This window comes from Kitasatospora sp. NPDC001683 (assembly GCF_053596495.1).
In genome coordinates, this window is record NZ_JBSFGK010000120.1 from 1 (window position 1) to 20,028 (window position 20,028).

Genomic DNA, 20,028 nt, shown 5'->3' on the forward strand with positions numbered 1-20,028 from the left:
GGCGCCGCCGCCACCCGGATCCGGGCCAACGACGGGATCAGCCTGACCGTCCGCCAGGGCGAGATCTTCGGGCTGCTCGGGCCCCCTACCCTCCCTCCTCCCTCCCACCCACCTCCTCCGCTCTCGTGGACCCGCTCCCTAGCCGAGGGCGTGCTGCAGCGGCAGCCCGACTAGCCCGAGAGGCCTACGGCGTGCCCGAGTTGGACCGCATCGGGTGGTGCGCGGTGACCGGTCGCCGGAACTGTTCGTTGGTCGGTGCGGCACACCGCACCACCGATCCGAAGAGGTCCCCGTCATGTCCGAACCCTCTGCCACGCCGCCGTTCCCGAGCAGCCCGACGGGCTCGGCCGCTGGCGACTCGGCCGGGCCCGCGACCCCCAAGACCCTGCTTGAGCAGATGCAGGAACTGCTCGCCTCGGTGACCGCGGACCTGGCCGCGCTGCAGTCCGGTGCCCGGCACACCGCTCACCCGGCCGGTACGGACACCTCCGACGCTCCGGCCGCGCCGGGCACCCGGTAGTCCGGCGCCCGCTCCTCCACCGCCTGCCCGCCCTCACCCGGCGGGCCGAGCCGGACCACGAGTAACGGCGAACCCTGACCGATCCGTTCCGGCTCCGCGCCACCGAGCGCCGTGCGCTCCGCTCCTCCGCTGCTCCCAGCCGCCTCCCGCAGCCGTGCCGTCACGTCCTTGCACTCCGACATCGCGTCGACGCCGTCGATGCACGTCCAGTAGAGACTCTCCGTGTCGGCCCCGCAGGCCAGCACCACGAGCGTCTCCCCGACCTCTCTCAGCAGTTCGTCCAGCGCTCCCAAGGTCGGCACCAGTTCGCCGAGTTCGGTGAGCCGACCAGCCCGCCCGCCGCTCACCAGGGCGCCGACGACGACGGACCTGTCCAGGCAGACCGCCGCATGCGCCCCCGCCTCGGAGAGCTGCTGGCCGAGCCCCGTGAGGTCGTCGTCCTCCGACTCCGCCAGCCGAGCGCCCACCGCCTCGGTGAGCAGCGCGGCCTGCCGCGCCTCGGCCAGCACATCCGGTACGTGCCTGGCCTCGGCCAGCGCGTGCCGGGCCGTCTTGATCAGTCGCAGCGCCTCCATGGTCCCCGTTCCTTCCGCTCGTCGTCGCCGTCGACCAGCACCGCCGCCGGGGGCGGTGGAGTGGTCACGGCGAAAGCGTGCGGGGAACGTGGGGTGGGCTGCATCCGGCATTGCGGAAGCTGTGGACAACCCGGGGGTTGTGGATAACTTCCGTCCCTCACAAGGGTGGTCAGCCCACGTCCGGGTTGACGTCGGTCCCTGCGTCCGGCACCGGGAAGCGGTGTTCGTTGCGCTCGATCTTGGCGGCCAGCGCCTCCAGCGGGTCCACTCCGACCGCCGTGCAGAACTGCACCAGGTACGCGAGCACGTCCGCGACCTCGTCGCGCACCCGGTGGGCCCGTTCCGGGTCGGACATCACGGCGGCCGCCTGCTCGGGCGTGAGCCACTGGAAGATCTCCAGCAGTTCCCCCGCCTCCACGCTCAGCGCCGCCGCCAGGTTCTTCGGCGTGTGGTAGGGCTCCCACCGCCGGGCCGCCGCGAACTCCACCAGCCGCTGCCGCAGCCCCGCCAAGGTCAGCTCCCCGGGCTGCCCGGGCTCCGCCGCACCCCCGGGCTCCCCGGACGCCCCTTCCACCACCGGCTCCCCCGACCTCGTCACTCGTTCGTCCACGCCCCCAGGTCTACCGCATCCGCGTCCCCGACCACAGACGGGGCACCCCCGTCCCCGACGACCGACGCAGTCTCCTCCCCGCGCCCGCACTGGATCGGCACCCGGGCCGTCTCCGGCCGCAGCACCGTCAACCCCGTCCCCGGATCCCGCCGGCACTCCACCAGCGCCACCTCCCCCGCCGACTCCTCGCCCGCCCCGAACGCCTCCCGCGCCGCCGCCGGCTCCTGCAGCGCGGCCACCACCCGCAGCTGGTTGCGCCCCGTCATGTCCCGCGCCAGCCGCAGCAGCGAGGCGGTCTGCTCGGTGGCGAGCCCGGCCCCGAGGTCCTCGGCGAGCACGGTGAGCTGCCGGTGCGCCCACGGCACCTCGGTGGCCACGTCGAGGTCGAGCACCCCGGCCCCGGTCAGCAGCACCGCCGCGAAGGCGAGGTGGCGCAGCATCCCGTCGGAGGCCTGGTCGGCCCCGGTGCGTCCGAGCACGCCCTCGTCGAAGACGGCCAGCACCCGCCGCACGTCCCCGCTCCCGCCCCCGCGCTCGGCGAGGGTGAGTCCGAGCAGCGGGTGGGGCGCGGCCGCCTGGACGGCCCGGAGTAGCTGCCCGTACCGGCGCGGGCACTCGTGGGCGAGCCGGTTGATCACGGCCGAGATGTTGGCGGCGTTGCTACGCAGCCGGGCCTGCGAGTCGGCCTTGGCCCAGCCGCGCATCAGCGCCGGGACGGGGTGCAGCGGGAAGACCTCGCGCAGCGCGGTGAGCAGGTCCTCGACCGCGGCCAGGACCAGCCGCTCGCCGGTGGACGAGCCGGCCACCCGCAGCGGCAGCTGCGCCGTGATCATGGTGCCGCTGGGGAGCGGCGCCCGGATGTCCCCCTGCCGGGTGTCGTTGTGCCAGCACACGTTGACGCGCCCGTTGCGCACGTCCTGCTCGCCGGTGTCCACCAGGGTCCGGCCGTCGAGGCTGAGCGACTCCCGGGCGATCCGGACCGCCCCGTCGGTGCGGATCACCAGGTCGAGCCGGATCCGGCCGCGCGGTGAGCGGACGGTGCAGCCCAGGATGACGGCGTCCCGCCTGTGCGGCACGCACCCGTCCAGGCCGCCGCGCACGGGCGTGGCGAGCGGGCCGGTGCGGTCGGGCAGCCCGTTCAGGGAGCCGGTGATCTCCTCGCCGAGGGCGAGTCGGGACAGCACCGCCAGGGCGTCGAGGGCGTTGGACTTGCCCACTCCGGAGGGCCCGTGCAGCACGGTGAGCGGCGCGAGCGGCAGGACGGCCCGTCGGTAGGACTTGAAGGCGGTGAGCCGCAGCTCCTCGACGGTGGGGCGTGGTACGGGTGGCCGGTCGGGCCCCGGAGCGCCGCCCGGGCGCAGTTGGGCCGGCCCGGCGGGCGCGGCGGCGTCGGGGTTCACCCGTCGGACGTTAGCCGCAGCCCGACCGGGCGAAACGTGCCTGCTGGCCAGATTCATCCCAACGTGGCGGACCTGCCGCACACCGCTGACTACAGCGGTCGCCGGTACGCGGCCACCGTCACCGAGGCGGTCACCTCGACCGGCTCCGGCAGGGCCGCGAGGGCGGCCGCGAGCCGGTCGGGGTCGGTGTGCCAGGCGCTCGGTCCCATGCCGACGACCGTCCGGACGTCCTGCGCGCCCAGCCGCAGGGTGAACTCGACCGACCGCTGGTCGACCGGCGTCAGGTACGGGCCGAGCTTCTCGTCGATCCGGCGCTGCTTGTCCTCGTCCACCGACAACAGGCCGAGCGCGTCCACGAGTTCGCGCAGGTGCCGGGCCGTGGGCGAGACCAGCAGCAGGGTGCCGCCGGGGCGCAGCACGCGGCGGATCTCGGGGCCGTTGCGCGGGGCGAAGACGTTGAGCATCAGGTCGGCGGAGGCGTCGCGCAGCGGCAGCGGGCGCCAGGCGTCGCAGACCACGGCGCCGATCCGGGGGTGGGCCTTGGCGGCGCGGCGCAGGGCGAACTTGGAGATGTCGAGGGCGGCGCCGACCCGGCCGGGCAGGGCGTCCAGGACGTGGGCCAGGTAGTGGCCGGTGCCGGCGCCGAGGTCGGCGACCAGGCCCTCCGAGCCCTTCGGGCCGGCACCGACAGCCGCGGCACCGGGAACGGCGGCAGCATTGGGAACGGCGGCAGCATTGGGAACAGCAGCGGCCCCGGGAACCACGGCAACGGCGGTGGCGGCCTCGGCGAGGGCGTCGGCGATCGGTCGGTAGTGGCCGGCGGCGAGGAAGTCGGCGCGGGCGGCGACCATCTCGGCGGTGTCTCCGGTACCGGTGTGGGCGTCGCCGGCGAGGAGGCTGACGTAGCCCTGTTTGGCGAGGTCGAAGCTGTGTCCGGCGGGGCAGCGCAGGCTGCGCTCGTGCCGGGTGAGGGCCTGCGCGCAGTGGGGGCAGGCCAGGTAGGGCTCGATGTCCTGCAGCAACGTTCCGTCTTCTCTCGCCGTTCGCCCCGGCCGGTCGGGGGCGCCAGCCAGCCTAACCACCCCCGCTCGCCGACGGCCTCCCCCGCTCCCATGCGACCCGCAGCGCGAGCCCGGCGAGCGCCTCGGGCGCGCCGGGCCGCCCGCGCACCCCGGGGAAGGCGTTGACGTCCACGATGACCGGCTCGGCGGCCCCGTCCAGCAGGTCGACCCCGTACACCGTCAGCCCGAACGCCTCCCCCACCCGCAATGCGAGCGCAACCAGCCCGGCGGACGGCTCCCACTCGTCCGCAGCCGCCAACGCTCCCTCGACCGCGGAGAGTTCAGACCGACGCCGGGCCGCGAAAACCTGCCCGTCGACCACCCACAGCTTCTGGTCCCAGCCGCTGCCCCGGACGTACGGCTGGGTGACGACCTCCTCCCGCGGCCAGCGCTCGACGAGCTCGCGCAGCCGGGCCGCACTGTCGACCAGAGCGACCAGGTCGTGGCGTCGGCTGTGCCGGCTCTTCACCACGAACGGGTAGGCCGGGTCCTCGAGTTCGGCCAGCCGCCCGGCCGCGACCGTGGTCGCGAACGGCAGCCCGGCGCTCCGGGCGAGCTCCGCCATCCGCACTCGGTCCTGGCAGAGTTCCGTCGCCGCCGCCGAGTTGACCACGGCCGCACCTCGCCGCTCCAACTCACTTGCCAGCGTCAGTGCTTGCGGCGTGCGCGCCTTGAGCAGGTAGACGTCGGCGAGCGATTCCGCGGGACCACCCGCCGAAGCGCCGCCGCCCGGCAGGACGACCTCCACCCCGCACCCGCGCCGCGCCAGTAGCTCGGCGGTGGCGGCGAGCACCGGATGCCCCGGGTCGCCCGTGATCAGCCCGACCCTCACCGCAGCCCACCGTCCACCAGGCCGAGTCGGCCGAAGTCGCCGCCCGCCGGTACCAGCGCGGGCACCGACCCCGCCGTCCCGCTGCGCGCGAGCCGCAGCACCGCCCGGGCGACCCGCGCCACCGCGTCCGGCACCTGCCGGAAGCTCGGGAAGTCGTTGACGTCCACCACCACCGGCCCGTCCGGCCCGAGCAGCACGTCGACCCCGTACAGGTCCAGCCCGAACACCTCGCCCACCTGCGCCGCGATCCGCGCGACGCTCCCCGGCAGCGGCACCTGCCGCTCGCGCACGCCCTCCCCGGGGTGCAGCGGGGAGGAACGTTCCGTCGCGAAGAGCTCGCCGTCGACGCAGTACACCTTGAGGTCCGTCCCGTCGTTGGGCACGTACGGCTGGGCGATCAGCAGCCCCTGCCCGGCGAGTTCGGGCCCGAGGCCGATCAGGTCGTCGGGCCCGGCCACCAGCCGCACGCCCCGCCCGGAGCTGCCGTCCGCCGGCTTGACCACCAGCGGGTACTCGGCGGCCGGGATCTCGGCGAGCCGCTCCCAACGGGCCGCGGCATACGTGACCGGGACGGGCAGGCCGCGGGTGCGGGCGATCACGGAGGCGAGCGCCTTGTCCCGGACGCCGCGGATCGAGCGGACGTCGTTGACGGTGGTGAGGCCCACGGTGGCCGCCGCCTCCAGCAGGGTGAGTCCGGGGCCGCCTGAGACGGTCTTGAGCACCCAGGCGTCGTGGCTGCCGGCCCGGACCGCCTCGGAGATCGCCATCAGCGAGTCCCCGGGGCGCAGCACCTCCACCCGGTGTCCCCACGTGGTGAGTTGACGTGCCACGTCCAGCGGCATGCCGTCCCTCCGGTAGTGCTCCTCCACCAGAAAGCAGAGCCTCATGGGCCTGACTTCCCCCCTTGCCTCGCCGAGTGCGGACGTCCGCCGTCCCCCTCGGCAGAGCTGTGAAGGCATCAGCATGCCCGGCGTACACGCACAAGATCACCGCGAGCCGGTAAGCGTTCGGCAACAATCCATCGCACACGGGCGACCTGACAAAACAGTGGCGACGCACCGGTACCCCTGCTTGGATGCACGCCGTGACTTCAGCTGATCATGCTCCGGACCCCGCCCTGCTCGACGACATCGAGCGCTACTACGACGCCGTACCGCGCAGTGCCGCCACCGCCGAGGACTTCGGCCCGCTGACCCTGTTCGTCCGCAAGGGCAGCACCGGCTGGCACTACTACGCCCGCCCGACGCCCGGCCACGACGGCCCGGCCGCCACCGCCGAGGACGTCCGTCGGGTGCTGGAGCGGCAGCGGGAGCTGGGCGTGCCGGAGGCCTTCGAGTGGGTCGCCGAGCGGAACCCCGAACTGCGCGCGGCGGTGGAGGCGGCGGGGCTGACCGTGCACGAGCACCCGCTGCTGGTGCTCGGCCCGCAGGACGAGGCGGCCCCGGCGCCGGCCGTCCCGGAGCGGGTGCAGGTACGGGTGCTGGCCGCGGACGCCCCCGAGCTGGCCGACGCGGTCGCCGTTCCGCACGTGGCCTTCGGCAACCCGGGCACCGCCACCGGCGCCGCGGGAGCGGTCGAACTGGCGGCGAGCGCGGCGACGTTGACGGCCGACGGCGGGGTGGCGCGGATCGCGCAGCGGATCACCGACGGCGTCACGGTGCTGGCCGCCGCGCTGGAGGGCGCCGAGGTGCTGTGCGCCGGCCAGCACAACCCGGTGGGCCCGGTCACCGAGGTGGTCGGGGTCGGGACGCTCCCCTCCGCCCGGCGGCGCGGGCTGGGTCTGGCGGTCACCTCGGCCCTGGTGGCGCACGCCCGCGCCGACGGCGTGGGGACGGTGTTCCTGTCCGCCTCCGACGAGGACGTCGCCCGGATCTACCGCCGGGCCGGCTTCCGCCCGTTCGCGACGGCCCTCATCGCCGAGCCCGCCTCCCCGGACGCCGAGCAGGGCTCCGAAAGCTAGACCCGGTCCGCGCCGGCCCTCCCAGAGCGAGACAAGGACAGGACGAGGACGGCGCTCAGTCGTCGTCCTCGTCCTCCGCCCCGCTGACGCCCTCCCCCTCCGCCTCGTCGACCACCCAGGCCGCCAGCCGCTCGGCGACCCCGGACACCCCCAGCCGCCCTTCCCGGATGGCCCGGGAGAGGCTGCGCACCTCGCGGGCGGTGGTGGCGACGGTGCAGCCGCTGGCGACGAGGTAGGCGTAGGCGACGGCGGTCGCGAAGAGTTCGTTGGTCTTCTCCAGGGCCGGCACCCGGATCAGCTGGTGCATCAGCGCGGCCGCGCGGTCCTGCGGTTCGGGGTAGACGGAGATGTCGAAGATCTCGGCCTGGTGCCGGGTGACGGCCGCGAGCAGTGAGCCGTAGTCGGTGACCTGCGGGTCACCGGGCGTGTACTGCTCCGCGGTCATGAGCAGCCACGAGAGGTCGACCTCCAGCTTCAACGGCGCACGTCCTGGAGCTCGCCCGACTCCCCGAACTCGGCGAGGAACGCCGTCTCGTACTCCTTCATGAACTGCGCGGCGGCGTCGATGAAGGCCCGCCCCGACTCACCCATGTCCTGCTGGACCAGGCGTTCGATGTACTGGTTCATGCTGATCCCCTGCTGCTCCGCCCGTTCCCGGGCCATCTCCGCGGTCGTGGCGTCCACTCGGACGTTCAGCTGCTTCTTGCCCATGCCGTTCAAGCTAGCGCCGAAGCGCTAGCACAACAAGGGCGCGCGAACACCGCCCGCACACCTCCCGCACGCCCCCACGCAACCTGCCCGTCACCGAACCCCTCACCGAACCCCTCACCGAACCGACTCGCCGAACCGACCCGCCCAACCCCTCGCCGAAGCCCCCGCCAACCCCGGTACCCCGCCGACGGAGGCGCGGAACGGCGATGAATACCCTGTACCGTGACCTCTATCGCCCCCGTACCGGACAGCACCACCGCTGTCGCCCCGCGACCGAGCCCGATGGCATCGCCGACGCCCCAAGCCGCGGCCAAGCCCAATCGGCTGCCCGCCCTGGACGGTTTCCGGTTCGTCGCCGCGATCCTGGTGGTCTGTTTCCACCTCTCGGCGATGTGGTTCCTGTGGGACAAGTCGCCCGCAGACGTCCTGCCGCGCGAGTACGTGCGGATCACGTCGTACGGCTGGCTCGGCGTCCAGCTCTTCTTCATGATCAGCGGCTTCGTGATCTGCATGAGCAGCTGGGGCCGGAGCGTCGCCCAGTACTTCACCTCCCGCGTGGTGCGGCTCTACCCGGCGTACTGGTGCGGTGTGATCATCACGTCGGCCGTCACCCTGTACCTGGGCGGCGCGACCAGCAGCCCGACCAAGTGGGACCGCCTGGTCAACCTCACGATGCTCCAGGAGCCGATGGGCGTCACCTACGTCGACAGCGTCTACTGGACGCTCTGGGTCGAGCTCCGCTTCTACCTGCTGTTCGCGATCGTCGTCTGGATGGGCACCACCTACCGCCGGGTGATGGCGTTCTGCGTCATCTGGACGACCGCCGGCATCCTCTCCCTGGCCGCCGACGCCAAGCCGCTGCAGTACGTGCTGATACCCAACGCCTCGCCGTTCTTCGTCGCCGGCATCGCGTTCTACCTGATGTACAAGTACAAGCCGAACGTGTTCCTGTGGGGCATCATCGGGTTCTCGTTCGTCCTCGCCGAGCACAACGTCATCGAGCGGCACCGGATCGTCGAGCACGACATCCGTCGCCACCTGGCGGAGTGGCCGACGCACTTCGCGGTCGCCGTCTTCTTCCTGATCATGGCCGGGCTCGCGCTCGGCTGGTTCAACCGCCTCGACTTCCGCTGGTTCACCAGCCTCGGCGCGCTGACCTACCCGATCTACCTGCTGCACTGCGAGATCGGCTGGACCGTGATCATCCACTACCGGAACCGGGTCTCCCCGGGCGTGCTCGTCGCCTCGATGACGGCGTCCGCGCTGGTGCTCGCCTGGCTGGTGCACCACCTGGTCGAGAAGCGGGTGGGCCCCCGTCTGAACAAGACCCTGCGCAACGCGCTCGCCACCCTGCCCCGCACCTGAGGGACTCCGCACCTGACCGACTCCGCACCCGACGGACCCCGCGCCGGGATCCGACCGGACCTACCCTGAACCTGACCGAGCCTGACTTGAAGAGTCCTAGACCATCCGGGACTCTGAACTCTTCTGAGCGTTCCCCGAGCGGCACCGACCGGTTTTTTGTGGAGGCCGGCAATGACAGCCATGTTCGACCAGGAGCTGCGCGAGCAGCTCGCCCAGGCCCGACAGGACCTCGCGGCGGCCCGGGCAGCAGGGGACGCCGACGGCGTCCAGGCGTACGAGGGCCGGGTCGCCTCACTCCTCAGGCTCGCCGCCCAGCACGGCATCGACCTGCCGCACAGCCCCGACGAAGAGGAGCACAACGAGTAAGCGCGCCCGCGAACGCCGAGGAGGCGGCCCCCGTACACCACGGGGTGCCGCCTCCTCGGCGTCTGCCGCCCAATGCGGGGGGAATCACTCCCCGGCCGGCTCCAGGATCGCCACGCACTCGAAGTGGTGGGTCATCGGGAACAGGTCGAAGGCCCGCAGCGAGACCGGCCGGTAACCGCCCTCGCGGAAGAACTTCAGGTCCCGGGCGAGCGCCGCCGGGTCGCAGGCCACGTACGCGATCCGGCGCGCCTCCAGGCCGACCAGGTGCGCGACGGTCTCGCGCCCGGCGCCCGAGCGCGGCGGGTCCAGCACGATCAGGTCGGTGGCGGTGATGCCGGTGCGCGGCAGCAGCGTCTCGACCCGGTCGCACTCGATCCGCACGTTGTCCAGCGCGGCCAGGTTGTGCCGGGCGTCGACCACGGCCTGCTTGGCGGACTCGATGCCGAGCACCGCGCCGTCCTCGCCGACCCGGTCGGCCAGCGCGCCGGCGAACAGGCCGACCCCGCAGTACAGGTCGAGCGCGTTCTCGCCCCACTGCGGGTCCAGGCCGTCCAGCACCGCGTCGACCAGGGTGTCCGGCGCCTCCGGGTGGATCTGCCAGAAGCCGCCGTTGCTGACCCGCCAGGTCCGCCCGGCCGCCCGCTCGCGCACGAAGCTGCGCCCGTGCACCTTGTGCACGTCGCCCTGGTCGTCCACCCGGGCGATCGACACCGGCTTGTCCAGCTCGACCAGCGGCAGCTGGGCGCCGTCACGCGGGGTCAGCACCACCTGGCGGTCCGAGGAGCCGCTCGCGGCGATCACCTCGACGCTCGCCACGCCCGGCCAGTCCCGGGCCTCGATGCCCAGCTCGGTGACGCCCTCGGCGGCGATCAGGCAGCGGTCCACCAGCTGCACGTCGTGCGAGCGGTGCTTGCGCAGGCCGACCTTGCCGGTCTCCGCGTCCACCGCGTACTGCACCCGGGTGCGCCAGGCCGGCACCTGCCCGGCGGGCAGCTTGCCGCCGACCGGCTCGACGCTGCCGTCCCAGCCCGCCTCGGCCGGGGTCAGCCCGGCCAGCTTCGCCAGCTGCTCGGTCAGCACCGCCGCCTTGAGCTTGCGCTGCCCGCCCGGGGTCACGTGCTGCCAGTCGCAGCCACCGCACTTGCCGGGACCGGCGAACGGGCACGGCGCCTCGATCCGCTCCTTGGCGGGCTCCAGCACCTCCACCGCGTCCGCGCGCAGGAACCGCGAGGTGGTGGTGCCCTCGGTCACCAGCGCGACCACCTTCTCGCCGGGCAGCGCGTGCCGGACGAACAGCACCCGCCCCTCGTGCCGGGCCACGCAGTGCCCGCCACCGTGCGCGACCGGGCCGACCTCGACCTCGTAGCGCTCGCCGACCAGCGGCTCCCCGGACGGCGACTCCGGCCGGGGCGTCCGCGCCGCCGGAGCGCGCAGCGCCTTCGGCGGCCGCACCGCCTGCTTGCGCGGCGCCTTCCGGCCGGCGCCGCCCGCAGCGCCCTTCCCGTCCCGAGCCGGCTTCCCGTCCCGAACGTCCCGAGCCGGCTTCCCCGCCCGAGAGTCCTGCGAGGCCCGCACGGGCTTCTCCACCGGGTTCTCCCCCGGCACGACCGGCGCCGTGCGCGCCGTCAGTCCGTCACGGTCGGTGGCCTCCGGCCGGTTCGGCCGGCCCCAGCGCGGCCGGGCCACCTGCCCGGGCTGGGAGCCGCCGCCCCGACGGGCGCCCTTGCCCTTGCCGGAGGCGCCGGAGGAGCCCGAGGAACGGGGCGGAGTGTTGCGCGTCACTGGGAGGAATCCTTGCTGCGGTCGGTGGCACCGGTGCCGGTCGCACCGGTACTGACGGAATCCTTCGACTTTACGGCCTTCGGCGCCCGAGGCTCACCACGGCGGACGGACCCCGGCGCCGACCAGGCCTTCTGCGGCTTGCGCCGCTCCGAGGACTCCAGCTGCCAGGGCACCGAGGTGACCATCACCCCGGGCTTGAACAGCAGCCGCCCCTTGAGCCGCAGCGCGCTCTGGTTGTGCAGCAGGTGCTCGTACCAGTGGCCGACCACGTACTCGGGGATGTACACCGAGACCACGTCGCGCGGGCTGCTGCGCCGCAGGTTCTTCACGTAGTCCAGCACCGGCCCGGTGATCTCGCGGTACGGCGAGTCCAGCACCTTGAGCGGCACCTCGATGCCCCGCTCGTCCCACTCCCCCCGCAGCGCCGCCGTGTCCTCCGGGTCGACGTTGACGGTGATCGCCTCCAGGGTGTGGGCGCGGGCCAGCCTGGCGTACGCGAGGGCGCGCAGCGCCGGCTTGTGCAGCTTGGAGACCAGCACGATGCCGTGCACCTGGGTCGGCAGCACCACGTCGTCCGGCTCCTCGGCGGCGGTGAGCTCCTCGGAGACCCGGTCGTAGTGCCGGCGGATGCCCTTCATCATCACGAACAGCACGACCATCGCGGCGATCGCGATCCAGGCGTGGCCGATCTTGGTGACCAGGACGACGATCAGCACCGCCATGGTCATCACCAGGCCGAAGCCGTTGATCGCCCGGCTGCGCTGCATGTGGCGCCGCTCGGCCGGGTCGGTCTCGGTGCGCAGCAGCCTGGTCCAGTGCCGGATCATGCCGGACTGGCTCATGTTGAAGGAGACGAAGACACCGACGATGTAGAGCTGGATCAGGCGGTTCGGGTCCGCGTCGAAGGAGATGATCAGCAGGATCGCGGCGATCGCCAGCAGGATGATGCCGTTGGAGAAGGCCAGCCGGTCGCCGCGGGTGTGCAGCTGGCGCGGCAGGTAGCGGTCCTGGGCGAGGATCGAGCCGAGCACCGGGAAGCCGTTGAAGGCGGTGTTGGCGGCCAGCACCAGGATCAGGCCGGTGACGGCGGCGACGAAGTAGAAGCCGGGCGTGAAGTTGCTGAACACGGCCTCGCTGATCTGCGCCAGCGCGGTCTTCTGGTGGTAGCCGGAGCCGGCGCCGACCAGCTGCTCGGCCGGGTTCTCGGCCATCTGCACGCCGGTCAGCCGGGCCAGCCAGATGATGCCCATGAACATCACCACGGCGACGGTCGCCATCATCAGCAGCGTGGTGGCCGCGTTCTTGCTCTTCGGCTTGCGGAAGGCGGGCACGCCGTTGGAGATCGCCTCCACACCGGTGAGCGCGGCGCAGCCGGAGGAGAAGGACTTCAGCAGCAGGAACACCATCGCGAACCCGGCCAGCGATCCGTTGCCCGGGGTGGCCTCGAGGTGGAAGCCGGAGCTCTCGGCGGGCATGTCCTGGCCGAGCACGAAGTGCCGCAGGAAGCCGTAGCCGACCATCCCGATCACGCCGATCATGAAGGCGTAGGTGGGTACCGCGAAGGCGCTGCCGGACTCGCGCACCCCGCGCAGGTTCATGCCCATCAACAGCACGACCACGACCACCGACACGATCGTTTCGTGGCCGCGCAGCACGGGGACGGCGGAGACCACGTTGGCGACGCCCGAGGTGGTGGACACGGCGACGGTCAGCACGTAGTCGACCATCAGGGCCGCGGCGACCACCAGACCGGCGGCCGGACCGTGGTTGACGGTCGCCACCTCGTAGTCGCCGCCCCCGCTGGGGTAGGCGTGCACGTTCTGCCGGTAGGAGGCGACGACGGCGAGCATCACGATCGCCACCACGAGGCCGATCTGCCAGGAGAAGTGGATCGCCGAGGCCCCCGCGACGGAGAGCGTGAGCAGGATCTCCTCGGGGGCGTACGCAACCGAGGAGAGCGCGTCCGAGGCGAAGACGGGCAGCGCGATCCGCTTGGGGAGGAGGGTCTCCCCGAGCTTGTCGCTGCGAAGGGCGCGCCCGATCAGGATGCGTTTCGGAAGGTCAGTCGGCATAGGCACGTTAAGGAATCGTAGGGGTTTCCCGGCCGGGCTTGCGCCGTTCATCCCCCCTTCGTCGCGACTGCGTTCGGTGGACCGGCTAGCGTGTCGGATACGAGTCGGCGGGCAACACTGTGGTTGTCGAGCGGTGTCCAGCCGACACCCCCACGAGGACCCTCGTCCCGGAAAGCCGGGCGGGAAACGGAGATGAACGGTGTTTGCGCAGGTCAAGAACCCTACGGGACGGGTGAGGTAGCGCCGGTGCACATCGTCATCATGGGCTGCGGCCGCGTGGGCTCGGCCCTCGCGAGAACGCTGGAGAAACAGGGCCACTCGGTGGCCGTGGTCGACCAGGACCCGACGGCCTTCCGCCGGCTGGGTGCCGGGTTCAACGGGCGCCGGGTGACCGGCGTCGGCTTCGACCAGGACACCCTGCGCGAGGCGGGCATCGAGGAGGCCGATGCCTTCGCCGCCGTCTCCAGCGGTGACAATTCCAACATCATCGCCGCCCGGGTCGCCCGGGAGAACTTCGGCGTGGAGAACGTCGCGGCCCGGATCTACGACCCGCGCCGTGCCGAGGTGTACCAGCGCCTGGGCATCCCGACCGTGGCGACGGTCCGCTGGACGGCCGACCAGATGCTGCGCCGGCTGCTGCCGAGCGGCGCCGAGCCGCTGTGGCAGGACCCGAGCGGCACCGTGCAGCTGGCCGAGGTCGCGTACCACCCGAGCTGGGTGGGCCAGCGGATCGGTCGTCTGGAGGAGGCCTCCGGCGCCCGGGTGTCGTTCGTCACCCGGCTCGGTGAGGGCGTGCTGCCCTCGCCGCAGATGGTGGTGCAGGAGGGTGACCTGGTGCACGTGATGCTGCGCCGGGCCGACCTGACGGCGGTCGAGGCCGCGTTCGCGCAGGGGCCGAAGGAGGAGGGTCACTGATGCGGGTCGCCATTGCCGGGGCCGGTGCCGTGGGCCGCTCGATCGCGGGCGAGCTGCTGGAGAACGGTCACGAGGTCCTGCTGATCGACAAGAACCCCAACGCCATCTCGGTGGAGCGGGTGCCCATGGCGGAGTGGCTGCTGGCCGACGCCTGCGAGATCACCTCGCTGGACGAGGCGGCGCTGCAGCGCTGCCACGTGGTGATCGCCGCGACCGGTGACGACAAGGTCAACCTGGTCGTCTCGCTGCTCGCCAAGACCGAGTACGCGGTGCCACGGGTGGTCGCCCGGGTGAACAACCCGAAGAACGAGTGGCTCTTCAACGAGTCCTGGGGCGTGGACGTGGCCGTGTCCACCCCGCGCCTGATGTCCGCGCTGGTCGAGGAGGCGGTCAGCGTCGGCGACCTGGTCCGCCTGATGCGCTTCAGCCAGGGCAACGCCAACCTGGTCGAGCTGACCCTGGCCGAGGAGGCCGAGCTGGTCGGTACCCGGGTCGGCGGCGTCTCCTGGCCGCAGGACACCGCGCTGGTGAGCATCATCCGCGAGGGCCGGGTGCTGGTGCCGGGCAAGGACGACACCCTGGAGGGCGGCGACGAGCTGCTCTTCGTCGCCGCGCAGGAGCGCGAGGAGGAGCTGGAGCAGCTGCTGTCGGCCACCTCCGGCGCCCAGTAGGGCCACGCGGACGCGACGGCCGAGGGCCCGCATCCCCCGACGGGGGGGGCGGGCCCCCCGCCCTACCCGCGGGGGGTGAGGGGCTAGGGGCCCCCCGAGTCCCCGTCGTGGGGGTGCGGGCCCTCGGCCGTACCGGCGGGAGCGGCTACTTGGCCGGCTCCTCCTCGTCGTCGTCCAGCTGCGCCTTGATCGGCGGCGGCGCCTTCAGCAGGATCTGCCAGGTGACGTACATCGCCAGCAGCAGCGGCGGGATGCCGAGGGCGACCTTCAGCCAGCCGAGCAGGTTGACGTTGTGGGTGAAGTACAGCGGGAAGAGGATCACCGGCTTGAGGCCCATGATCACCACCCAGGCCCAGGTCGCCCTGGTGTAGGCGGCGAGGCGGCCGGGGTTCTCCTTGCGCCAGGTGAACATCTCGCCGGTGATCGGGCCGAGCATCACCCCGATCATCGGCCAGCGCACCAGGGCGGAGACCGCCAGGGCAGCGCAGTAGCCGACGCTCCAGAGCAGGCCGGGCAGGTAGAAGTCCTCGGCCTTGCCGCTCTTCATCGCGATCCAGGCGCCGAGGGCGACGCCGAACACGCCGCTGAAGGCGTGCTGGATGGTCTCCCGCCGGGCCAGCCGGGCCACCACGAACAGGGCGCTCAGGCCGAGCGCGGCCCAGGCGGCGGCGCTGACCTGGTGGGTGATGTTGTAGGTGAGGATGAAGACCAGGCCGGGCAGCGTCATGTCGATCATGCCGCGCACGCCGCCGAAGGCCTGCAGGACGGTGTCGGCGGCCTCCTTGGAGGCGGCCTGCCGGGCGGCCTCGGCGGCCGCCGGGTCCAGCGGCCGGTCGGCGGCCGGCGCGGTGCCTTCGATCGACCGCGCCAGGCCGTCCGCCGCCTCCTCGGCGGCGGCCTGCCGGGCGGCCGCGTCGGCGGCGTCCAGGTCGATTCGGGCGGCGGCGTCGCCGCCGGGGTGGTTGCTCACGCTCATTCGCTCCCGTGTCCGACCGGACGCAGCTCATACCGGGGGTTGAACAGCACGCGGCGCCCGCGTGCGTGGCTGATCCGGCCGCTGGCGACGAGTCGGCGGCCCGGCTCTATGCCCGCGATCGAGCGGCGACCCAGCCAGACGACCTCCAGCGCCTCGGTGCCGTCGAAGAGCTCGGCCTCCAGGGCCGGCACCCCGGCCCGCGGGCGGAGCGTCACCGTGCGCAGTGTGCCCGCGACGGTGACCAGCTGGCGGTCCGAGCAACCGGCGATCGGCGTGCAGCCCGACTCGGCGGCGCTCTCCTGGCGCAGGTCCTCGGCGTTCAGTTCCTCGGCCGAGGAGGTCAGCCGGCTGAGCATGCGGCGGAACCGCCCCTGCGGCTGGCCACTGCTGATGTCACCACTCATGTCGGCAGGGTACCGGTTTCCGGGTCGCCGGCGGCAGGCGTCGCAGCCGCCGGCGGCCGCCGCGATCAGCTCTCGAAGCGGTAGCCCATGCCCGGTTCGGTGATGAAGTGGCGCGGGTGCGAGGGGTCGCGCTCCAGCTTGCGGCGCAGCTGGGCGAGGTAGACCCGCAGGTAGTTGGTCTCGGTGCGGTAGGCCGGGCCCCACACCTCCTGGAGCAGCTGGGTCTGGCTGACCAACCGTCCGGCGTTGCGGACCAGCACCTCCAGCAGGTGCCATTCGGTGGGCGTGAGGCGTACGTCGGTGCCGTCCCGGTTGACCTTCTTGGCGGCGAGGTCGACGGTGAAGCTCTCGGTGACGACCAGCGAGTCGTCCTCCCCGGCCACCGGTTCGGCCCGGCGCACGGCGGCCCGCATCCGGGCCAGCAGCTCGTCCATCCCGAATGGCTTGGTCACGTAGTCGTCGGCGCCGGCGTCCAGTGCCTCGACCTTCTCGTCGGAGGCGTGCCGGGCCGACAGCACGATGATCGGCACCCGGGTCCAGCCGCGCAGGCCGCGGATCACCTCGACGCCGTCCATGTCGGGCAGGCCCAGGTCGAGCACGACGACGTCCGGATGCCGGGCTGCGGCCAGTTCCAGGGCGCTCGCGCCGTCATGGGCCGCGTCCACCTCGTACTTGCGGGCCTTGAGGTTGATCACCAGTGCGCGGACGATCTGCGGTTCGTCGTCCACGACGAGGACCCGGGTCATGTGCGGGCTCCGCCTTTCGGGCTGTCGGATCTTACGGACTGTGGTGTCTTGGCTGTTGGTGGGACGTGGGCCGCCCGGCCGCACGTGATCAGTCGGCTCTCACGTGATCAGCTCGGAGACCGGGTCGCCGTCCTCGCCCGGCGGCTCGTGCCGCGCGTTCCGCGCGTTCGGCTCGGCCGGTTCGGCCAGTTCGGCCAGCTCGGGCGGCCGTTCGACCGCGGGCAGGCTGACGACCATGGTGAGGCCGCCGCCCGGGGTGTCCTCGGCGGTGACGGTGCCGTCCATCGCCTCGACGAACCCGCGCGCCACCGCGAGCCCGAGCCCCACCCCGGCGCCGCGCGGCGCGTCACCGTAGCGCTGGAACGGCGCGAAGATCCGCTCCTTGGCCTCCTCGGGCACGCCCGGACCACGGTCCACGATCCGCAGCTCGACCCGGCCCGGCCGGCCCGGCTGTTCCAGGGCGTCAGCCTTGACCAGCACCTTGACGCCGTCCGGGCTGTACTTGACGGCGTTCTCCACCAGGTTGGCCAACGAGCGCTCCAGCAGCCCGCCGTCGGCCCGGATCATCGGCAGCGTCTCCGGCACGTCCAGCCGGACGGACTCCGGCGGCACGCCGCCGAGCGCGTACGGGACCACCTCGTCCAGGTCGGTCTCCTGGATCAGCGGGGTGACGGTGCCGGTCTGCAGGCGGCTCATGTCGAGCAGGTTGTTGATCAGGTGGTCCAGCCGGTCGGCCCCGGCCTCGATCCCGGCCAGCAGCTCGGCCTCGTCCTCCGGGTCCCACTCGACGTCGGCCGAGCGCAGCGAGCTCACCGAGGCCTTGATGCCCGCCAGCGGGGTGCGCAGGTCGTGCGAGACGGCGGCCAGCAGCGCGGTGCGGATCCGGTTGCCCTCGGCCTCCCGGCGGGCCGCGGCGGCCTCCCGGGCCAGCCGACGGCGCTCCAGCACCACGGCGGCCTGAGCGGCGAAGGCGCCCAGCAGCCGCCGGTCCGCCCCCGGCAACACCCGGCCGCGCAGCACCAGCGCCAGGCTCTCGCCGACCGGGACGTCCACATCGGCCTCCTCGGGCCGCGCCGGCGGACGCGGCCCGGCGGTGGCGACCGGCACCCAGCCGCCGGTCGGCTCGGGACGCTCCAGCAGGGCGGCGCTCTCCTGGCCGAAGGTCTCCCGGACCTGCTCCATCAGCGCGGTCAGCACCCCGTCGCCGTTCGGCGCGCCGCGCAGCACCGTGCCGGCGAGCGCGCTGAGCGTCTGCGCCTCGGTCTGGGACCGGGCCGCCTGGTGGGTGCGGCGGGCCGCCAGGTCCACCACGGAGGCGACCGAGCAGCCGACGACGGTGAATATGGCCACCGCCATGATGTTCTCCGGCTCGTTGATGGAGAACGTGTGCAGCGGCGGGGTGAAGTAGAAGTTCAGCACCGAGGAGCCGACCAGCGCCGAACCGATCGACGGCAGCAGCCCGCCGACCAGCGCCGCGAGCACCGTCAGCGACAGGAACAGCAGCATGTCGGTGGACAGGCCCAGCCCGCCGATCGCGGTCAGCACGATCGCCAGCAGCGGCGGACCGGCCAGCCCGATCAGCCAGCCCGCGACGGTCCGGGTCCGGCCCAGGTCGGTGATCCGCCGCACGGGTATCTTGCCGCGGCGCCCGTGCCCGGCGTGCTCGTGGGTGACCATGTGGACGTCGATGTCCCCGGCCTTCTGAGTGACGACGGTCCCGACGCCCGGCCCGTACAGGTACTGCCAGCGGGGCCGACGGCTGGTGCCCAGCACGATCTGGGTGGCGTTCACCCCCCGGGCGAAGTCCAGCAGCCCGCCGGCCGGGTCGTCGCCCAGGACGTTGTGGAAGGAGCCGCCGAGGCTCTCCACCAGCGCGCGCTGCTCGATCAGCGTCTGCGGCGAGCCGGAGCCGGCGAGCCCGTCCGAACGGGAGATGTGCACGGCCAGCAGCTCGCCGCCGGAGACCCGGGCCGCGATCCGGGCCGCCCGGCGGATCAGCGTCGCCCCCTCCGGGCCGCCGGTCAGCCCGACCACGATCCGCTCCCGGGCCTGCCAGGTGCCCACGATCCCCTGCTCGGCGCGGTACTTCTGCAGGTACTCGTCCACCCGGTCCGCGGTCCACAGCAGCGCCAGCTCGCGCAGCGCGGTCAGGTTGCCCGGGCGGAAGTAGTTGGCGAGCGCGGCGTCGATCTTCTCCGGCGTGTACACGTTGCCGTGCGCCAGCCTCCGCCGCAGCGCCTGCGGGGACATGTCCACCAGCTCGATCTGGTCCGCCCGGCGGACCACCTCGTCCGGGACGGTCTCCCGCTGGCGCACCCCGGTGATGCCCTCCACGGCGTCGCCGAGCGACTCCAGGTGCTGGACGTTCACGGTGGAGATCACGTCGATCCCGGCCGCGAGCAGCTCCTCGACGTCCTGCCAGCGCTTCTCGTTGCGGCACCCGGGCACGTTGGTGTGGGCCAGCTCGTCCACCAGCGCCACCTCCGGACGGCGGGCCAGCACGGCGTCCAGGTCCATCTCGGAGAACCTGGCCCCTCGATGCACCACCTGCTGCCGCAGCACGACCTCCAGCCCGGCCACCAGGTCCGCGGTCCGTCGCCGGCCGTGGTCCTCCACGAACGCCACCACGACGTCCGTGCCACGCTCCTGCCGCCGGTGCGCCTCGGCGAGCATGGCGTACGTCTTGCCGACCCCGGGGGCCGCCCCGAGGTAGATCCGCAGCCTGCCTCGTCCCATGAGCACCATTCTTGATCGGGCCCTGCCCGGGAGCCACCCCCGGACACCTGTTCCCCCGCCTTCGAGACTACGGCGTGAGCAGCGAAATTCCGGTGATCAGTGCACTGATCATGCGGTTTTAGCGGCATATTGACGGAGCCCAGCCACTCGGCGGGGGTCGGCTGGGGCTGACCCGCCGGCTGCCGTCCGAATTGCGGGAAAACGCGAAGAACCCCCATCCGGAATCCGGATGGGGGTTCTTCTGAAGAATTGTTCGGCGGCGTCCTACTCTCCCACAGGGTCCCCCCTGCAGTACCATCGGCGCTGTGAGGCTTAGCTTCCGGGTT

20 protein-coding genes and 1 rRNA gene are annotated in these 20,028 nt (G+C 72.8%); 6 read left to right on the top strand and 15 right to left on the bottom strand.

The genetic code is table 11. The features are described from left to right. Positions 1-295 precede the first annotated feature (295 nt). Positions 296-520, top strand: coding sequence for a hypothetical protein (locus tag ACWCYO_RS36095; protein WP_449786584.1), 225 nt, complete (start codon positions 296-298; stop codon positions 518-520). Here ACWCYO_RS36095 and ACWCYO_RS36100 read toward each other — a convergent pair. From ACWCYO_RS36100 to ACWCYO_RS36125, 6 genes are all read right to left on the bottom strand, one after another. Further along, positions 466-1,095, bottom strand: a complete 630-nt coding sequence (locus tag ACWCYO_RS36100; protein WP_449786585.1) for a DUF6099 family protein — start codon at positions 1,093-1,095, stop codon at positions 466-468. The two genes, ACWCYO_RS36095 and ACWCYO_RS36100, sit on opposite strands and share 55 nt — an antisense overlap. Before the next feature lie 169 nt (positions 1,096-1,264). Next, on the bottom strand, positions 1,265-1,612 hold the full coding sequence (locus ACWCYO_RS36105; RefSeq protein WP_270151254.1) for a nucleotide pyrophosphohydrolase: 348 nt from the start codon (positions 1,610-1,612) through the stop codon (positions 1,265-1,267). A gap of 77 nt (positions 1,613-1,689) precedes the next feature. Next, the gene (locus tag ACWCYO_RS36110) at positions 1,690-3,105 is read right to left on the bottom strand and encodes an AAA family ATPase (protein WP_449786586.1); all 1,416 of its coding nucleotides are present in this window, start codon (positions 3,103-3,105) and stop codon (positions 1,690-1,692) included. A gap of 89 nt (positions 3,106-3,194) precedes the next feature. Further along, positions 3,195-4,127 carry a putative RNA methyltransferase gene (locus tag ACWCYO_RS36115; protein ID WP_449786587.1) on the bottom strand — a complete coding sequence of 311 codons (933 nt, stop codon included), beginning with the start codon at positions 4,125-4,127 and terminating at the stop codon, positions 3,195-3,197. Between the two features lie 52 nt (positions 4,128-4,179). Further along, on the bottom strand, positions 4,180-4,998 hold the full coding sequence (locus tag ACWCYO_RS36120; protein ID WP_449786588.1) for an ATP-grasp domain-containing protein: 819 nt from the start codon (positions 4,996-4,998) through the stop codon (positions 4,180-4,182). Beyond that, on the bottom strand, positions 4,995-5,885 hold the full coding sequence (locus ACWCYO_RS36125) for an ATP-grasp domain-containing protein (RefSeq protein ID WP_449786589.1): 891 nt from the start codon (positions 5,883-5,885) through the stop codon (positions 4,995-4,997). The genes ACWCYO_RS36120 and ACWCYO_RS36125 overlap by 4 nt, the downstream gene beginning before the upstream one ends. Positions 5,886-6,073: 188 nt before the next feature. Between ACWCYO_RS36125 and ACWCYO_RS36130 the strand changes: the two genes are divergently transcribed. Further along, positions 6,074-6,958 (top strand): GNAT family N-acetyltransferase, encoded by an 885-nt coding sequence (locus ACWCYO_RS36130; RefSeq protein WP_449786590.1) that lies wholly within the window; start codon positions 6,074-6,076, stop codon positions 6,956-6,958. A 55-nt stretch (positions 6,959-7,013) separates the two neighbouring features. On the opposite strand, the gene ACWCYO_RS36135 is transcribed toward ACWCYO_RS36130, so the two are convergent. Together ACWCYO_RS36135 and ACWCYO_RS36140 are read right to left on the bottom strand one after the other, a co-directional pair. Then, positions 7,014-7,436 (bottom strand): fic family toxin-antitoxin system, toxin component, encoded by a 423-nt coding sequence (locus ACWCYO_RS36135; protein WP_270146938.1) that lies wholly within the window; start codon positions 7,434-7,436, stop codon positions 7,014-7,016. After that, on the bottom strand, positions 7,433-7,669 hold the full coding sequence (locus tag ACWCYO_RS36140; protein ID WP_270146936.1) for a toxin-antitoxin system HicB family antitoxin: 237 nt from the start codon (positions 7,667-7,669) through the stop codon (positions 7,433-7,435). The genes ACWCYO_RS36135 and ACWCYO_RS36140 overlap by 4 nt, the downstream gene beginning before the upstream one ends. A gap of 222 nt (positions 7,670-7,891) precedes the next feature. On the opposite strand from ACWCYO_RS36140, the gene ACWCYO_RS36145 reads away from it, so the two are divergent. Then, positions 7,892-9,034, top strand: coding sequence for an acyltransferase family protein (locus tag ACWCYO_RS36145; RefSeq protein ID WP_270146935.1), 1,143 nt, complete (start codon positions 7,892-7,894; stop codon positions 9,032-9,034). A 171-nt stretch (positions 9,035-9,205) separates the two neighbouring features. Next, positions 9,206-9,400 carry a hypothetical protein gene (locus ACWCYO_RS36150; protein WP_270146933.1) on the top strand — a complete coding sequence of 65 codons (195 nt, stop codon included), beginning with the start codon at positions 9,206-9,208 and terminating at the stop codon, positions 9,398-9,400. 84 nt (positions 9,401-9,484) lie between these two features. Here the strand turns inward: ACWCYO_RS36150 and ACWCYO_RS36155 are convergent, their stop codons facing one another. Then, on the bottom strand, positions 9,485-10,834 hold the full coding sequence (locus tag ACWCYO_RS36155) for a class I SAM-dependent RNA methyltransferase (RefSeq protein WP_270151252.1): 1,350 nt from the start codon (positions 10,832-10,834) through the stop codon (positions 9,485-9,487). Positions 10,835-11,178: 344 nt separating this feature from the next. Further along, positions 11,179-13,254: an APC family permease gene (locus ACWCYO_RS36160; protein ID WP_449786593.1), complete on the bottom strand. Its 2,076-nt coding sequence runs from the start codon at positions 13,252-13,254 to the stop codon at positions 11,179-11,181. Positions 13,255-13,446: 192 nt separating this feature from the next. Between ACWCYO_RS36160 and ACWCYO_RS36165 the strand changes: the two genes are divergently transcribed. Both ACWCYO_RS36165 and ACWCYO_RS36170 read left to right on the top strand, forming a co-directional pair. Beyond that, a complete protein-coding gene (locus tag ACWCYO_RS36165) occupies positions 13,447-14,169 on the top strand; it encodes a potassium channel family protein (protein ID WP_449786591.1) in 723 nt (240 codons plus the stop codon). Next, positions 14,169-14,840, top strand: a complete 672-nt coding sequence (locus ACWCYO_RS36170) for a potassium channel family protein (RefSeq protein ID WP_270146928.1) — start codon at positions 14,169-14,171, stop codon at positions 14,838-14,840. The genes ACWCYO_RS36165 and ACWCYO_RS36170 overlap by 1 nt, the downstream gene beginning before the upstream one ends. Before the next feature lie 145 nt (positions 14,841-14,985). On the opposite strand, the gene ACWCYO_RS36175 is transcribed toward ACWCYO_RS36170, so the two are convergent. From ACWCYO_RS36175 to rrf, 5 genes are all read right to left on the bottom strand, one after another. Further along, a complete protein-coding gene (locus tag ACWCYO_RS36175; protein WP_270146927.1) occupies positions 14,986-15,810 on the bottom strand; it encodes a DUF3159 domain-containing protein in 825 nt (274 codons plus the stop codon). A gap of 2 nt (positions 15,811-15,812) precedes the next feature. Further along, on the bottom strand, positions 15,813-16,220 hold the full coding sequence (locus ACWCYO_RS36180) for an OB-fold nucleic acid binding domain-containing protein (RefSeq protein ID WP_270146926.1): 408 nt from the start codon (positions 16,218-16,220) through the stop codon (positions 15,813-15,815). A 65-nt stretch (positions 16,221-16,285) separates the two neighbouring features. Beyond that, a complete protein-coding gene (locus ACWCYO_RS36185) occupies positions 16,286-16,966 on the bottom strand; it encodes a response regulator (protein WP_033351413.1) in 681 nt (226 codons plus the stop codon). 99 nt (positions 16,967-17,065) lie between these two features. Continuing rightward, positions 17,066-19,702, bottom strand: a complete 2,637-nt coding sequence (locus tag ACWCYO_RS36190; protein ID WP_449786592.1) for an ATP-binding protein — start codon at positions 19,700-19,702, stop codon at positions 17,066-17,068. Positions 19,703-19,953: 251 nt separating this feature from the next. Next, positions 19,954-20,028: ribosomal RNA gene (gene rrf / locus ACWCYO_RS36195) — 5S ribosomal RNA — on the bottom strand; the annotation flags it as partial.